Here is a 14,518-nt window from a genome sequence, read left to right on the forward strand (position 1 = left end):
ACGCCGCTGTTGAAACCGGGCACACTATGGTCAAGCCAGCCGGCTTTGTCACCTGCCGGAAAAATGCCGTCCTGGCGCATTGGAGAGATCAGGCTGGCGCCTTGCGCACGCGAATGACCACGTCGACATGGGCCACCTCCATGCCGAAGGGGGCCTTGGGCAGGGATTTGAACTCTACAGATTCTGCCGGAATGTCGATCATGCGCTGCTCGTCTTCGACGTAGAAGTGATGATGGTCCGACGTGTCGGTGTCGAAATAGGAGCGCGAGGCGTCGATGGCCACTTCACGCAACAGGCCAGCCTCATGGAACTGGTGCAGTGTGTTATAGACGGTGGCCAGCGAAACATTGACATGGGCCGAGCCGGCCTCGCCATGCAATTGCTCCGCACTGACATGGCGATGCGGGCCACCAAACAGCAATTCGGCCAGCGCCACGCGCTGGCGGGTCGGGCGAAGGCCGGCCATCCGCAGGACAGCGGTCAGGCAAGGCTTGCGGGACGGCAGCGGCCGGGCAGTGATGTCACGGTCGGGCATAGGGCCAGTAAGTCTCGTCGTTCGGGTCCGAATTTCAAAATTCTTATACTGACGCGGGCCCGTCTGCACAAGCGCAGCGCGAAGGCCGGCAGGGACGTGCACCCTTTGCTGGCTTGACCCTATTCCGGCTCGTCTATACGAAACGGGGCTTGAATGAGAGCGGGGAGCGTCCATGGCCGAGCGGCAACACGCATTTGACTACCAGGAATTGCTGGCGCATGGCCGCGGCGAACTTCCGGGCCAGGGCGACGCCCGCCTGCCAGCGCCGCCCATGCTGATGTTCGACCGTATCACCTCCATCACCGAGGACGGTGGCGCCAATGGGCGCGGCCAGGTGCGGGCCGAACTCGACGTCAATCCGAACCTGTGGTTTTTCAAGTGCCACTTTATCGGCGATCCGGTCATGCCCGGGTGCCTGGGGCTCGATGCCGTCTGGCAGATGACCGGCTTCTTCCTGTCCTGGATCGGCCAGCCGGGCCGAGGTCGCGCTTTGGGCGGCGAAATCAAGTTCACCGGCCAGGTGACCGATGACGTGAAACTTGTCGAATACGGCATCGACCTCAAGCGCGTCATGAAAGGACGTCTGACACTCGGCATCGCCGACGGCTGGGTGAAGGCTGACGGTAAATTGATCTACGAAGCCAAGGACCTGCGCGTTGGTCTGTTTACTGAGACGCAGCTTCACGAGCAAAAGACCGCCTGACCGGCCTTAATGCAGGCCACAACGACCCTATATAAAAGTGCGACGCAGCCCTAGCGAACGCACGGAACGACTAGAAGCGAGGATGAAATGAGACGAGTTGTCGTAACCGGCATGGGTATCATTTCCTCGATCGGCAACTCGCTCGACGAGGTGACGGCAAGCCTGCGCGCGGCAAAGCCGGGCATTGTATTTGCGGAGGATTATGCCGAACTGGGCTTCCGCAGCCAGGTCAAGGGCGACCCACGCCTCGATCCGTTCGAAATCCTCGACCGCCGCGTCACCCGCTTCATGGGCAAGGGCGCGGCCTGGAACTACCTCGCCATGCAGCAGGCCATTGCCGATGCGGGGCTGGAGGAAAGCGACATCTCCAACCCCATGACTGGCATTGTCATGGGTTCGGGCGGCGCCTCAACCCGCACCATCGTCGAGGCGGCAGACATCACCCGCAAGAACAACTCGCCCAAACGCATCGGGCCATTGGCCGTGCCCAAGGCCATGGGTTCGACCGCCTCGGCAACGCTGGCGACGCCCTTCGGCATCAAGGGCATCAACTATACCATCACGGCCGCTTGCGCGACGTCCAAGCATTGCATCGGCAATGCCATGGAACAGATCATGCTCGGCAAGCAGGACATCGTCTTTGCCGGCGGTCATGAGGATCTGGACTGGACCCTGTCGGACCTCTTTGACGCCATGGGCGCCATGAGCTCGGATTTCAACGACAATCCCGCCAAGGCCAGCCGCTGCTACGACGCCAATCGCGATGGCTTCGTCATCTCCGGTGGCGCTGGCGTACTGGTGCTCGAAGAATATGAACATGCCAAAGCGCGTGGCGCCAGGATATGGGCCGAACTGGTGGGCTATGGCGCCACCTCGGACGGCCTCGACATGGTCGCCCCCTCGGGCGAGGGCGCCGAACGCTGCATGCGCATGGCGCTGCAGAATATCAAGGCACCGATCGACTATATCAATCCGCACGCCACCTCGACCCCGGTGGGCGACCTCAGGGAAATCGAGGCACTGCGCGCTGTCTTCGGCAATGAAGACAAGTGCCCGCCCATCTCGGCCACCAAGTCGCTGACCGGGCACAGTCAGGGTGCCACGGGCGTTCATGAATCGATCTATTCAATCCTGATGATGAAGCACCGCTTCATCTCCGAAAGCGCCAATATTGAAACCCTCGACCCGGCTTTCGAGGACATGCCGATCCTGCGCGAGCGCCGCGACGATGTGGATCTGGGCTATGTCATCTCGAATTCGTTCGGCTTTGGCGGCACCAACGCGGCGCTGGTGTTCAAGCATCCCGAGGCCTAACCCCATTCTTCTCCCCGAGGGGGCGAGGAGTGAGGGGCAGCGCATCATCGCTAGAACGCAATCTCCGAAAAACTGGCGTCTCGCGCATCATAGACCAGCAGCCGCCCCAGCAGCGGCTTGCCCACGCCGGTAATCAGCTTGATCGCCTCCATGGCCATGAGCGTGCCGATGACTCCGGTGACCGGTCCCAATATGCCGTTGAGTTCGCAAGAGGGCAGGGCCTCGTCGCTGGCTTCATCGGGGTAGAGCGCCGCATGGGGTGGGCCGCCAAGATGGGGGGCAAAGACCGTCACCTGCCCTGAAAACATCGACACGGCACCAGAGACCAGGGGCTTTTCGAGCCGCTTGCAAGCGGCCGCGACGAGCCGGCGGGTCACGAGATTGTCGGTGCCATCGAGGACAAGATCGTACTTGCCGGTCAGGCTCTCCGCATTGGTTGCAGTGACCGCCTCGGGGTGAAGGTCAAGCGCCACATGCGGGTTGAGGGCAGCGGTAAAGCGGCCGGCGCTGTCCACCTTGCTGCTGCCGATGGCCGCGGTTGCATGTACCACCTGGCGTTGCAGATTGGAGAGCGACACTGTGTCCGGATCGACAATGCTGAGCCGCCCCACGCCTGCCGCCGCCAGATAGGCGATGGCGGGACTGCCCAATCCCCCGGCGCCCACCACCAGCACGCGGGCCGCTTTCAGCTTCTGCTGCCCGGCGCCACCAAACCCCTTGAGCACCAGATGGCGCGCATATCTCCTGGTTTCCTCGGGTGAAAGAGGTCCGTCAGAGGCCAAGGGGAACTGCCAGGAAACGCCGGTCCGGCCCTTCGAAGCCGCCCGGATAAACTGAGATGATGGCCACGGCATTGCTCAGCGTCGTGCCTCCGAAGGGCATGACCACGCTATGGAGGCGATAATCCATCGGGCAGCCACGCGAGCGCGGCAGGTTCTGGTCGCGGTGCACCAGCCTTGTCGTGCCACTATCGGCAATGCTGAGCTCATAGCCTCTCGGCTCGATGCCGAACCACTCACCGCAGGGACTGGTGGCGAGCGTGGCAAAGGTGCTGAGATTGAGGGTGTAGAGGCCCGAAACGGCGCCCGGCAGATAGCCCGGAGCGCCGAAGACCAGGCTGTTGGCCGATGTTTCCGGCACGCCGTCCCCAATCAGCGCGGCAATTTCCACCGGCACATCGATGCGAAATTCGCCCATATGGCCGGCAGCCTTGTCGGCAACGGTTTGGCGCACGGCCTTGAGGCTCGTTTCCTCGTTTTCCGCCTGGAACCGCACCGGCGTGCCGATGACCCAGCTGTCGGTATCCAGGTCGACAATGTAGAGGTTCGAATAGGCGAAGCCCGAGCCGTCCTGGATGCCGAATTCCTCAAAGGCGAAATAGCGGAAATCGCGCGAGAAGCCGACATAGTCAATTAGCGCCCGGTCACCGGCCAGCGCCGGCAGGACCATGGCCGGCGAGAGAATGGCGATCAGGGCCAGGAGACTAGCGGCCAGTCGATCCATGACCGCCTGTCCCACGCTCGGTTGCATCCAGTTCATCCACTTCCACCAGTTCCACGGCGCTGACGCGCGCCACCACCATTTGAGCGATCCGTTCGCCGCGCCGCACGACAAATGGTTCCTTACCATGGTTTATCAAAACAATTTTGACTTCCCCGCGATAGTCGGCATCGACCGTCCCGGGTGAGTTGAGGACGGTCACCCCGTGCTTTGCCGCGAGGCCCGAGCGCGGCCTGACCTGGGCCTCATAGCCCTCGGGCAGGGCAATGGCGAAGCCCGTCGGGATCATGACGAAATCGCCCGGCGCGATGGTCACGACGGTGTCGTCCCCGATAGCGGCAGCCAGATCGAGGCCTGCCGCTCCAGCACTCTGTTGGCGCGGCAGGGGCAGGCCCGCCCCGTGGGCGAGCCGCTTGAGGTCAATCCGAACGCTCAAGGCGCCCGTACCACCGCGAAGAGTTCATCGGGCAGGTCAGTCGCGCCATTGATGAGATCGAGCATGGGAATGACCTGCTCGGCACGCGTCCCGTCGCCCGTTAGCGTCATGTTTGTCTCGACGATCTGGGCGCCGGAGACGGCGATGGTCATGGTGCGCCCGGCAAAGAAGGCCTCGACCATCTGGCGAGTTTCTTCGTCCATGTCATCCTCGGCGCCCAACTCGGCCTTCATGTCGGTCGTGGGCAGGGCCACGCGGACCAGACCCGGACCGGCCTCGGTAAAGCTCATGCCGCCCTCATTCTGTCCCAGGTCTAGATCGGCAAATTTGCCTTCCTCGACTATGGTGCAGGTGGCGCTGCCATCGGCGTTCTCGACCAGATCGCCCTCCGCGCAAAAGCTGTCCTCACCAGGTTCCTCGCCCTCGGCGCCCATCTTGACCATGGCATAGACATCGGCGCCCATGACCTGGATCATCGTCGCCTTGGCGGTTGTCGGGCTGGTGATCGCGACCTCGATATCGACGTCGATGCAGCCGGCAAGGCCAGCCGCCAGCAGCACACTGGCTGCGAGCTTGCCCAGAAGGTTGACGCTCATTCCGGTTCTCCTCTGTGTGGACGGTCCGCTCCGCCGATGGCACTCTATGTTTGGATGCCTGCGCCGGACAAGCCGCCCCGTGGCCTCACTGGCATCAGGGCAGGACAAGCATCCGCCAGATGAGCGCGCCGATTAGCACCAGGCTGGCCCCGAGCACCGCCAGCAACAGGCCGCGCATGACCCCGTCGCGGGGGCGGTTGACCATGGCGCGGTGCTCGATCAAGGCCAGTTCGGCCTGGGCGATGAGATCGGGCACGCGGCCAGCCGCCTCGCCGAGACGCGTCAGGTGCCCGGCGAGGTCTTCGAGCCGGCCCAGGGGACCTTCCTCGCGGCGCAGCCACTCGCCCACCACCGGCTCGGCAACCGTCCAGATGTCGAGGTTCGGGTCGAGACTGCGCGCCACCCCTTCCACCAGCACCATGGACTTCTGCAGCAGCACCAGTTCGGGCCGGGTCTGCATGTCGAAAAGATCGGTGATCGTGAAGAGCTGGCCCAGCACCCGCGCCATGGAAATATCTGCCGCAGTGCGGCCGTGCAGCGGCTCGCCGATGGAGCGGATGGCGAGGGCGAAGTCCTCGACCGACTGGGATTTGGGCACGTAGCCGATATCGAAATGGCGCTGCGCCACCAGGCGATAATTACGGGTAATGAAGCCGAAAAGGATGTCGGCGAGGAAGCGGCGCTCGGCCTTGCCGATGCGGCCCATAATGCCGAAATCGACGGCGATGACATCGCCGGTCCTCGGGTCGGCAAAGAGATTTCCCGGATGCATGTCGGCGTGGAAATAACCGTCGCGGATTGCGTGACGCAGGAAGGATTGCAGTAGCTTGGCGGCCAGGGCCTTGCGGTCGACACCGGCGCTGTCGATGGCGGCATGGTCGCGAATGGGAATGCCGTCCATCCAGCTCGTCGTCAGCACATTCTGGGCCACATGGTCCCAATGCACCGCCGGGATGACGAAGCCCTGGTCGTCCTTGATGTTCTCCGCCATCTCGGAAATGGCGGCGGCCTCGAGGCGCAGGTCGAGTTCGAGCCGCATGGAATGATCGAGCGTGCGCACCACCTTGGTGGGTTGCAGCCGGCGGCTGGATGGGGACAGGATTTCGGCCAGCCTGGCCCCGGCATAAAGGGCATTGGTGTCGGCGTGAAAGCGCTCGGAAATGCCCGGACGCAGCATTTTGACCGCCACGGTATGTGGCACTTCGCCCGACACCCGCAGCCTTGCCTTGTGCACTTGGGCGATGGAGGCGGCGGCCACGGGTTCGCTGATCTCGGTAAGCTGCGCCGCCTTGGGGCCCAGCGCCGCATCGAGAAGGCCTGGCACCAGCTTTGGGTCGAAGGGCGGCATGCGATCCTGCAGGCCCGAGAGGTCAGCCGCCGCCTGCATCCCGACAATGTCAGGCCTTGTGGCCAGGGTCTGGCCGAATTTGACAAAGCTGGGGCCCAGCTTGTGGAGGGCCGCATTGAGCCGCTCGACGCTGCCGGTGCGGCGTACCGAGCGGCGCTCCACCAGCCGGGCCATGCCGATGCCGAACTTCATCGGAGGCGGCAGCGACTCGGCGGGGAGCACAGAGAAAGCGCCCTCACGCGCCAGCACCCAGCCGGCATGGATCAGGCGGAAATAGGAGCCGAGCGCCATGGGCTAGAGTTTCCAGCCCGAGAACAGCGTGGCGATATTGCCGGTATAGCTCTGGTGCTTGACCCGCTTGAACCCGGCCTTGGTCAGCATGGAGGAGAACAGCACCGGATCGGGGAATTTGCGGATCGATTCCACGAAATACTGATAGGGCTGCGCGTCGCCGGTCACCACGCGCCCCATGGGCGGGATCAGCCGGTCCGAATAGAGCTGGTAGAAGGCATCGAACCCCGGCACGTCGACCTGCGAGAATTCGAGCACCAGCATGCGACCGCCGCGCTTGAGCACCCGATGCGCCTCGTCCAGCGCCTTCTGGATGCGCGGCACATTGCGGATGCCGAAGGCGATCGTATAGGCGTCGAAGGAATTGCTCTCGAACGGCAGGTCCTCGGCATTGGCCTCGACAAAGCTCACCTGCGCCGGATAGCGCCAGGATTTCGCTCGCTCGGCCCCCACCCGCAGCATGTCGGCATTGATGTCCGAGACTACCACATCCGCATAGCCGAGCGAGGCATTGACGATCCGCTCGCCGATATCCCCGGTGCCGCCGGCCATGTCGAGCACCCGATAGGGGCGCGAGCCCGCCTTGGGCGGCGCCAGATCATTGACCATGGCGTCCTTCCAGAGCCGGTGAACCCCGCCGCTCATCAAATCGTTCATCAGATCGTAGCGGTCGGCCACGTCATGGAACACCTTGTTGACCAGCCCCTGCTTGTCGGTGAGGGGCACGGTCTGTTCGCCGAAATGGGTGGTTTCCGCTGGCTCGGTCATGGCCTTCGCCTCGTGCTTTGCATATGGGTCCATACGCCCTGTATTGACAGAACGATACATATTCAAAGCAAACCGCCATGACCATGGCACAAAGCCGCACAGGGTGAAGGAGTTTCAGCCCATGCCCGAACTGCCCGAGGTCGAGACCGTGCGCCGGGGCCTGGCTCCCTGGCTCGAAGGCGCACTGATCGAAAAGGTGACACTCAACCGCAAGGACTTGCGGTTTCCCTTCCCGGAAGGGCTTAAGGCCGCGCTCGAGGGAAAGCAGGTGACCCATGTGGGACGGCGGGCCAAATATCTGCTGATGACGCTGTCCAGCGGTAAGACGCTCCTCAGTCATCTTGGCATGACCGGCTCCTGGCGCTTTGCCGAGCATCCCATCGACAAGCCGCCGCGCTATTACGAGCCGGGTACTGAAGCCAAACATGACCACATGGTTTGGAGCCTCAGCCATCCCCGGCACGGGAAAAGCCACCTTATCTATGCCGATCCACGGCGCTTCGGTTTCATCGATCTTTATGATCATCCAGAGGACACCTCCTATCTGCAAGGACTGGGACCCGAACCGCTGGGCAATGATTTTCATGCCGTAGCGATGGCAAAGGTCTTTGCCGGCAAGAAGGCGCCGATCAAGGCGGCGCTGCTCGACCAGCGGGTGGTGGCGGGCCTGGGTAACATCTATGTCGCCGAGGCGCTGCACCGCGCCCATATCCTGCCCATGGTCGAGGCGCGGACGCTGGTGACCAAGGCCGGAAAGCCCAAAAAGGCGCTCGAAGACCTGGCTTTTTCAGTGCGAGAAGTGTTGATCGCCGCCATCGAGGTGGGGGGCTCCACCATCCGCGACTTTCGCAGCGTCGAGGGCGCAGGCTATTTCCAGCACAATTTTGCCGTCTATGACCGGGAAGGCGACCCCTGCCCGACGCCGCTCTGCAAGGGCGTGGTCAAGCGCATCGTGCAGTCCGGCCGCTCGACCTTTTACTGCCCCGTGTGTCAGAAAGCGCCTTAGGCACGACGCCCACTTCCGCCCCCGAACGGAAACCGATGATCACACGCCGGACAAGGCGAAGGCCGGATGCATGACAGGCGCGCTATGTCCTGAATCCAGTTGACGCTCGCCGCTGCTTCCCCTATAGACCGCCCAACTTGGCGGCAGTCGATAAGCCGCCGATTTCATTTCATGCCGGACGAGTGGTGCGCAGGGTGCGCGCAATCGGCCGGTTGGACGCCAAGAGGACCGCAATGGCCAATACGCCCTCAGCCAAGAAGGCTACCCGCAAGATCGAAGCCCGCACCGCGGTGAACAAGTCGCGCCGCAGCCGCGTGCGCACGTTCATCCGCAAGGTCGAGGAAGCGATCACCGCCGGTGATCACGCCGTGGCCTTCGCCGCGCTCAAGGCAGCCGAGCCCGAGATCCACCGCGCCGCCGGCAAGGGCATTGTCCATGCCAATCTGGCGGCCCGCAAGGTCTCGCGCCTCAACAGCCGCGTGAAGGCCCTCAACGCCTAATTCGCACCAGCGACGGCGCTTCTCGGAAAAGCTGCCAGGACGCTATAAATCGGGCTCCGCAAGGAGCCCTTTTTGTTGTATGGTAGCCGGGCATGGTTTTTCGCCATTGTTCTGTCATATGACTATTGAGTGACAGTAATGGCGGTGCAGGAACGAAGGGTGAAGCTTCGTTTTTTCAATGTGCCATCAGGGGGTTGTCTGTCCCTTGGCACGCTCGGGTTCCATTGCCCCGGCTTCCGTTTCAGGGCCCGGTGAAATAAAATTTTAACATAGCCGGACCGCTAAGTGTTCGAATCTGCCTTGAGTCACAGGCTCTTGCCGGGCCCTTGTTTTGGCAGCCAGCCGACCCCGAAAAACAGGCTCTGGAGTCAAGCCCCTTTTTCAGCGATTCACGTGTTGCGGGTCCAATTTCGTGCCTCTAATGTAATTTGGCCGGTGGGAAACAAGAGGGGTGGAACGACCCTCCCTATCCACCGGCTGGCTTCCTCCGGGAAGCCGGGTTTTGGGGCAACTCCAGCAGTCAGCTGGGGGTTTCAGCCAGTGATTTTTGTTTTGGCTGCCTTGGGGCAGTCGGTCAAATTTGAGTTGGCAGCGTTCATTCGACCGTCGGCTGGGGCAGGCCGGGTTCAAGTGAAAGGTCACGTGGGAAACGGCGACGAGCAAGGTCGCCGAACAATATCGGTGTGTCCGCATGGCGGATGCAGGGGCGAAGCCGTGTCTAGATAACCGGGCCAACAGCGACCGGGTGGGCACACAAACAGAACAGGGCCTTTCCAGACTATGCGGACTGGAAAGATGGCAACCAAATGGGGCAAAAAACGATGATGCAACAGGCGACCGCGGGACGAGACGATTGGGCTGCGGCCAATTCCTCTTCCACCACCAACTCAACCAAAGGCGGCACTCCTGTCATGTCCACTCCAGAGGCTTCTTCTCCCGATCACCGCGAACTCTGGGCCCGCGTGCGCGCGCTCCTGAAGGCGGCGGTGGGCGAAGATGTCTTCACCTCCTGGTTTGCCCGTCTGGAGCTTGAGGAAATCGTCGATGACCTGGTGCATCTGAGCGCCCCCACGCGGTTCCTCTGTTCCTGGGTCCAGTCCAATTATGCCGACCGCATCGTCGAGGCCTTCCGCAACGATATTCCCGAGGCGGCCCGCCTGCAGGTGACCATGCGCGTCAATGGCCAGGCCCGGCCGCGCCTGGCCCCCATTGCCGAGAGCGCGCCCGAGCCGAATGTCCGCCAGGATGCGCCCGCGCCGTCCGCTGCTCCGGCCATGCCCCGCCTGGTGCGCGACACTGCCAAGACCGGCGATGCCCTCAACGGCAGCACCATCGATCCGCGCATGACTTTCGAGAGCTTCGTTGCCGGGTCGGCCAATGAAATGGCCTTCGGCGTCGCCAAGCAGATCGCCAGCGCCGCCATCAACAATGCCGTGACCTTCAATCCGGTCTATATCCATTCCACCGTGGGCCTGGGCAAGTCGCATCTGCTCAACGGCATAGCCCACGCAGTCGGCCAGGCAGACCCGTCCAAGAATATCGTCTATCTGACCGCCGACCACTTCATGTATCATTTCATCACCGCCGTGCAGCGCCAGTCGGCGCTCGGCTTCAAGGAATGGCTGCGCCGTGTCGACCTGCTGCTGATCGATGACATGCAGTTCCTGCAGGGCAAGTCGGCCACCGAATTCGGCCATACCCTGGGCGCGCTGCTGACCGGCGCCAAGCAGGTGGTCGTGGCCGGCGATGCCCCACCGCGCGATCTCGAAATGCTCGACGAACGTGTCCGCTCGCGCCTTTCCGGCGGCCTGGTCGTGCCCATCTCCTCCTTTGACCACGATCTGCGCCGTAGCATCGTGCAACGCCGGGCCGACCACGCGGCCGCTCGCTTTGGCTTGCATTTTCCCGGTCCCGTGGTCGATTACATCGCCCGCTCGGTCATCAGCCATGGCCGTGATCTTGACGGCGCCGTCAATCGCCTGGTGGCCGCCTTTCAGCTGACCGGCGAACTGGTCACCGTGCCGCTGGCCGAGAAGACCCTGGCCGACCTGATCCGCGCCCGCGACGCCAAGCGCGTTCGCATTGAGGACATCCTCAAGATCGTCTCGCGCCACTACAAGGTGCCGCGCAACGAACTGCTCTCGGCCCGCCGCTCGCGCGACGTGGTGCGTCCGCGTCAGATCGCCATGTATCTGGCCAAGGCCCTGACCTCTCGCTCGCTGCCCGAAATCGGCCGGCGCTTCGGTGGCCGTGACCACACCACGGTGCTCCATTCGGTGCGCAAGGTGGAGCAGATGATCAAGGACGATCTGGAACTGGGCCAGGAAATCGAACTCCTGAAGCGCATGCTCGAAGAGTAGTTTCCGGCTGCGCCACGGCGCGGTCAAATCGGTCCGGTGGACCAATTTGAGAACTCTACGCTCGAAGAGCTACGCTCGCGGGGCACGAAGCCTCGATCTCGTGCCGGCCATGCTCCATCCCCGCGAAAGCGGGGGTCTGCGTCTTCAGTCCCAACTTACGCGAAGGCATCCTGCTCCCGCCATCATCCAGCCCAACCAGCGGGCCAATGCTTGCTCATGATGCACCTATTGTCCCGCCTCGTTGTTCTTTTCGCCCTTGTCTCCCCGGCCTTGGCCGAGGACGTCACCAGCGCTCCTCTCAGTCACGAGCAACGCGCCGCACAGAATCTGGCCATTGCTGGGGCCGTACAGGCCCAGTTGCTCGACTGCTGGAGCCTGCCTTCGGGCTATATGGGCAAGTCCATATCGGTCCGTCTGGCCTTCTTCGGTGACGGAACGCTTGATGGCGATCCCTACGTGGTGCCCGAGAGCCTGCGCACAGCCGGCCAATATCCGGTGCTGATGACCTCCATCGGACAGGCGGTCGAGCGGTGTCTTCCCTTTTCCGGCCTGGAAACGCTGGGGGCGAAGCCGGGGGAGCGCTTCGACATCACCGTGCATTTCCAGAGCTGAAGTCCACAGCTTGGATGCGGCCAAACGCCCTGCTGGCCTTGCCAATTTCTTATGAAACTGTAAACGTCCGAACCCCGGCCCGTGCCGGGTTTTGCTGTCGCGTATGCCCCAGGAAGAATAGTCCATGAAAGTCACGCTCGAACGCAATCATCTGCTCAAGTCGCTGAGCCATGTGCATCGGGTGGTTGAACGCCGCAACACCTACCCGATCCTGGCCAATGTGCTGTTCAAGGCCAGTGACGACCGGGTGGAGCTGCGCGCCACCGACCTCGATATCGAAGTGACCGAAAGTCTGCCGGCCATGGTCTCGACCCCCGGTTCGACAACCGTGCCGGCGCATACGCTCTACGAAATCGTCCGCAAGCTTTCCGATGGCGCCGAAGTGCGGCTCGAAACCGATGGCGGCGAGAACATGGTTCTCACCTCCGGACGCTCGCGCTTTAACCTGGCCTGCCTTTCGCCCGACAGCTTCCCCGATCTGAAGTCCGGCGCCTTCGCGCATGAATTCGACATCGCCTCCGCCTCCCTGCGCGAATTGATCGAGCGCACTCAGTTCGCCATCTCCAATGAAGAGACGCGCTACTATCTCAACGGCATCTATTTTCACGCCGTGGAAAGCTCCGCTGCCGGGTCGCTGTTCCGCGCCGTCGCCACCGATGGTCACCGCATGGCTCGCGCCGAAATCGCTTCGCCGACCGGGGCCGAAGGGATGGCCGGCATCATCGTGCCCAAAAAGACCGTTGGCGAAGTGCAGAAACTGCTCGATGGCAGCGATGGCGACGTCAAGGTGGAGGTCAGCGACACCAAGATCCGTTTTACCGTAGGCCCCGTCGTGCTGCTCTCAAAGCTTATCGAGGGCACTTTCCCCGATTACGACCGAGTGACGCCGAAGAACAATGACAAGCAGATGCTGGTCGACAAGGCTGGCTTTGCCATCGCCGTCGACCGCGTCTCCACCATTGCTTCCGATCGCGGCGGCAAGGCCGTCAAGCTGTCGGCCAAGGACGGGCTGCTGGAGCTTTCGGTGACCAATCCGGACCACGGTACGGCCAGCGAGGAAGTGGCGGTGGATTTCGACACCGACGGCTTTGAGATCGGCTTTAATGCACGATACCTGCTCGACATCATCACCCAGATCCGCAGTGAAAACGCCGTCTTCCTGTTCAACGACGCCAATTCGCCTACCCTCGTGAAGGAAGAAGGCGAATCCAGCGCGCTGTATGTGCTGATGCCGATGCGTGTGTGAGGTCTGGTGCAGCGCCCTCGTGGTCGAGGGTCGCGTTGCTCCCATCTCACCATGAGGGCTTGCGAGAACCCGACTCTACGAGAGCCCTTACGGGTGAGGTGTTTTGCGCATGCAAAGCCTCGAACCACGAGGGCGGTTAGCCAAATATGATCCGCCACATCTCCCGCCTGCGCCTCACGGCGTTTCGTAACTATGCCTCTGCCGCGCTCGATCTGGACGCGCGACATGTGGTGCTGACGGGGCCGAACGGCTCGGGCAAGACCAATCTGCTCGAGGCCATATCCGTACTCTCGCCCGGGCGCGGCCTGCGCGGGGCAGGTTTTGACAGCCTCCAGGCGCACGGCTCGGACCTCCCCTGGGCTGTGGCGGCCACCATCGAGGCCGATCATGGACCTTCTGACATCGGCACCGGCGCCCAGCCCGATGGCGGGCGGCGGGTGCGCATCAATGGCGCCAATGCCCGCTCGGTGGAGGCCATGAGCGATTATTTGCGCGTACTCTGGCTGACCCCGTCCATGGATGGCCTGTTCGCCGGCCCGGCGGGCGAGCGGCGGCGGTTTCTCGACCGGCTGGTGACCACGCTCATCCCCGGTCATTCCTCGACTGTTGCCGATTTCGAAAAGGCCATGCGCCAGCGCAACAAGCTGCTGGACGAGGAGGCGGACCCGCGCTGGCTCAGCGCCGTCGAGGCGCAGATGGCCGAACTGGGTTCCGCCATCCATCTCAGCCGCAGCGATAGCCTCGTTTCCCTGCAGGCGCTTATAGCCGAAAGCCTGGACCACGACAATTTCCCTGCCGCGACCCTGTCACTGACCCCATTGTTCGAGGACATGGTGGAGCCCGCTACGTCCTCGGAACTTGAAACTCTCCTCATGCAGCGCTGGCATGCCCTGCGCGGCCTTGATCGGGCCGCCGGCCGCACCACATCAGGTCCGCACCGGGTCGATCTCGACGTCATCCACGCGCAAAAATCCATGCCCGCGGCATTGGGATCGACCGGCGAGCAGAAGGCGCTGCTGATCGGCTTGATCCTGGCACATGCGCGGCTGGTGCGCCTGCGCACCGGAATCGTGCCGTTTCTGCTGCTCGACGAGATCGCGGCCCATCTCGATCCTGACCGCAGAAGGGCCCTGTTTGTGGCGCTTGATGGTCTTGAGACCCAGTGTTTCCTGACCGGTACCGATGCGATTTTGTTCGAGGCGCTGGAAGACCGGGCGCAGCGGATCGCAGTGCGCGAGGGGCGGGTTTCCGCGAGGGGGTGAAAATCCCCCGCAAATACCGCCGAAATGGCCAATTTCCTTGG

General features: G+C 62.8%; 15 protein-coding genes. 8 read left to right on the forward strand and 7 right to left on the reverse strand.

The window, feature by feature from the left end:
* Window positions 1–88: 88 nt before the first annotated feature.
* On the reverse strand, window positions 89–535 hold the full coding sequence (gene irrA, locus ACXYMS_RS14900; protein WP_458907524.1) for an iron response transcriptional regulator IrrA: 447 nt from the start codon (window positions 533–535) through the stop codon (window positions 89–91).
* A gap of 172 nt (window positions 536–707) precedes the next feature.
* Between irrA and fabA the strand changes: the two genes are divergently transcribed.
* Together fabA and fabB are read left to right on the forward strand one after the other, a co-directional pair.
* Window positions 708–1,238, forward strand: coding sequence for a 3-hydroxyacyl-[acyl-carrier-protein] dehydratase FabA (gene fabA / locus ACXYMS_RS14905; protein WP_458907526.1), 531 nt, complete (start codon window positions 708–710; stop codon window positions 1,236–1,238).
* A gap of 87 nt (window positions 1,239–1,325) precedes the next feature.
* Entirely contained in the window at window positions 1,326–2,552 is a 1,227-nt protein-coding gene (gene fabB, locus ACXYMS_RS14910) for a beta-ketoacyl-ACP synthase I (RefSeq protein WP_458907528.1), read from the forward strand.
* A 50-nt stretch (window positions 2,553–2,602) separates the two neighbouring features.
* Here fabB and ACXYMS_RS14915 read toward each other — a convergent pair whose 3' ends face one another.
* The 6 genes from ACXYMS_RS14915 to ubiE all read right to left on the reverse strand — a co-directional run bounded on the left by ACXYMS_RS14915 (window position 2,603) and on the right by ubiE (window position 7,491).
* Window positions 2,603–3,334: a HesA/MoeB/ThiF family protein gene (locus ACXYMS_RS14915; protein WP_458907530.1), complete on the reverse strand. Its 732-nt coding sequence runs from the start codon at window positions 3,332–3,334 to the stop codon at window positions 2,603–2,605.
* Window positions 3,324–4,055 carry a DUF2259 domain-containing protein gene (locus tag ACXYMS_RS14920; protein WP_458907532.1) on the reverse strand — a complete coding sequence of 244 codons (732 nt, stop codon included), beginning with the start codon at window positions 4,053–4,055 and terminating at the stop codon, window positions 3,324–3,326. The genes ACXYMS_RS14915 and ACXYMS_RS14920 overlap by 11 nt, the downstream gene beginning before the upstream one ends.
* Window positions 4,036–4,488 carry a dUTP diphosphatase gene (gene dut / locus ACXYMS_RS14925; RefSeq protein ID WP_458907534.1) on the reverse strand — a complete coding sequence of 151 codons (453 nt, stop codon included), beginning with the start codon at window positions 4,486–4,488 and terminating at the stop codon, window positions 4,036–4,038. The genes ACXYMS_RS14920 and dut overlap by 20 nt, the downstream gene beginning before the upstream one ends.
* Entirely contained in the window at window positions 4,485–5,084 is a 600-nt protein-coding gene (locus tag ACXYMS_RS14930; RefSeq protein ID WP_458907536.1) for a hypothetical protein, read from the reverse strand. Before ACXYMS_RS14930 ends, dut begins: the two co-directional genes overlap by 4 nt.
* A gap of 94 nt (window positions 5,085–5,178) precedes the next feature.
* Window positions 5,179–6,723: a 2-polyprenylphenol 6-hydroxylase gene (gene ubiB / locus ACXYMS_RS14935; RefSeq protein ID WP_458907538.1), complete on the reverse strand. Its 1,545-nt coding sequence runs from the start codon at window positions 6,721–6,723 to the stop codon at window positions 5,179–5,181.
* Window positions 6,724–6,726: 3 nt separating this feature from the next.
* A complete protein-coding gene (gene ubiE, locus ACXYMS_RS14940) occupies window positions 6,727–7,491 on the reverse strand; it encodes a bifunctional demethylmenaquinone methyltransferase/2-methoxy-6-polyprenyl-1,4-benzoquinol methylase UbiE (protein WP_458907540.1) in 765 nt (254 codons plus the stop codon).
* A gap of 121 nt (window positions 7,492–7,612) precedes the next feature.
* Here ubiE and mutM point away from each other — a divergent pair, with 121 nt between their 5' ends.
* From mutM to recF, 6 genes are all read left to right on the forward strand, one after another.
* Entirely contained in the window at window positions 7,613–8,497 is an 885-nt protein-coding gene (gene mutM / locus ACXYMS_RS14945; RefSeq protein WP_458907542.1) for a bifunctional DNA-formamidopyrimidine glycosylase/DNA-(apurinic or apyrimidinic site) lyase, read from the forward strand.
* 233 nt (window positions 8,498–8,730) lie between these two features.
* The gene (gene rpsT / locus ACXYMS_RS14950; protein WP_254673823.1) at window positions 8,731–8,997 is read left to right on the forward strand and encodes a 30S ribosomal protein S20; all 267 of its coding nucleotides are present in this window, start codon (window positions 8,731–8,733) and stop codon (window positions 8,995–8,997) included.
* A 911-nt stretch (window positions 8,998–9,908) separates the two neighbouring features.
* On the forward strand, window positions 9,909–11,357 hold the full coding sequence (gene dnaA / locus ACXYMS_RS14955; RefSeq protein WP_458907544.1) for a chromosomal replication initiator protein DnaA: 1,449 nt from the start codon (window positions 9,909–9,911) through the stop codon (window positions 11,355–11,357).
* Between the two features lie 228 nt (window positions 11,358–11,585).
* Complete coding sequence (locus tag ACXYMS_RS14960; protein WP_458907546.1) at window positions 11,586–11,969, forward strand: hypothetical protein; 384 nt, start codon at window positions 11,586–11,588, stop codon at window positions 11,967–11,969.
* A gap of 124 nt (window positions 11,970–12,093) precedes the next feature.
* On the forward strand, window positions 12,094–13,215 hold the full coding sequence (dnaN, locus tag ACXYMS_RS14965) for a DNA polymerase III subunit beta (RefSeq protein WP_458907548.1): 1,122 nt from the start codon (window positions 12,094–12,096) through the stop codon (window positions 13,213–13,215).
* Window positions 13,216–13,361: 146 nt separating this feature from the next.
* Window positions 13,362–14,477 carry a DNA replication/repair protein RecF gene (gene recF, locus ACXYMS_RS14970; RefSeq protein WP_458907550.1) on the forward strand — a complete coding sequence of 372 codons (1,116 nt, stop codon included), beginning with the start codon at window positions 13,362–13,364 and terminating at the stop codon, window positions 14,475–14,477.
* The last annotated feature ends 41 nt before the right edge of the window (window positions 14,478–14,518 follow it).

The sequence above is a fragment of the Devosia sp. CAU 1758 genome, from assembly GCF_054482695.1.

Bases quoted from the DNA above. Each gene is read 5' to 3' on its own strand.
- dnaA (WP_458907544.1), top strand. From the start codon at position 9,909: ATGTCCACTCCAGAGGCTTCTTCTCCCGATCACCGCGAACTCTGGGCC.
- irrA (WP_458907524.1), bottom strand. From the start codon at position 535: ATGCCCGACCGTGACATCACTGCCCGGCCGCTGCCGTCCCGCAAGCCT.
- recF (WP_458907550.1), top strand. From the start codon at position 13,362: ATGATCCGCCACATCTCCCGCCTGCGCCTCACGGCGTTTCGTAACTAT.
- fabB (WP_458907528.1), top strand. From the start codon at position 1,326: ATGAGACGAGTTGTCGTAACCGGCATGGGTATCATTTCCTCGATCGGC.
- ubiE (WP_458907540.1), bottom strand. From the start codon at position 7,491: ATGACCGAGCCAGCGGAAACCACCCATTTCGGCGAACAGACCGTGCCC.
- dnaN (WP_458907548.1), top strand. From the start codon at position 12,094: ATGAAAGTCACGCTCGAACGCAATCATCTGCTCAAGTCGCTGAGCCAT.
- ubiB (WP_458907538.1), bottom strand. From the start codon at position 6,723: ATGGCGCTCGGCTCCTATTTCCGCCTGATCCATGCCGGCTGGGTGCTG.
- rpsT (WP_254673823.1), top strand. From the start codon at position 8,731: ATGGCCAATACGCCCTCAGCCAAGAAGGCTACCCGCAAGATCGAAGCC.
- mutM (WP_458907542.1), top strand. From the start codon at position 7,613: ATGCCCGAACTGCCCGAGGTCGAGACCGTGCGCCGGGGCCTGGCTCCC.
- ACXYMS_RS14930 (WP_458907536.1), bottom strand. From the start codon at position 5,084: ATGAGCGTCAACCTTCTGGGCAAGCTCGCAGCCAGTGTGCTGCTGGCG.
- ACXYMS_RS14920 (WP_458907532.1), bottom strand. From the start codon at position 4,055: ATGGATCGACTGGCCGCTAGTCTCCTGGCCCTGATCGCCATTCTCTCG.
- fabA (WP_458907526.1), top strand. From the start codon at position 708: ATGGCCGAGCGGCAACACGCATTTGACTACCAGGAATTGCTGGCGCAT.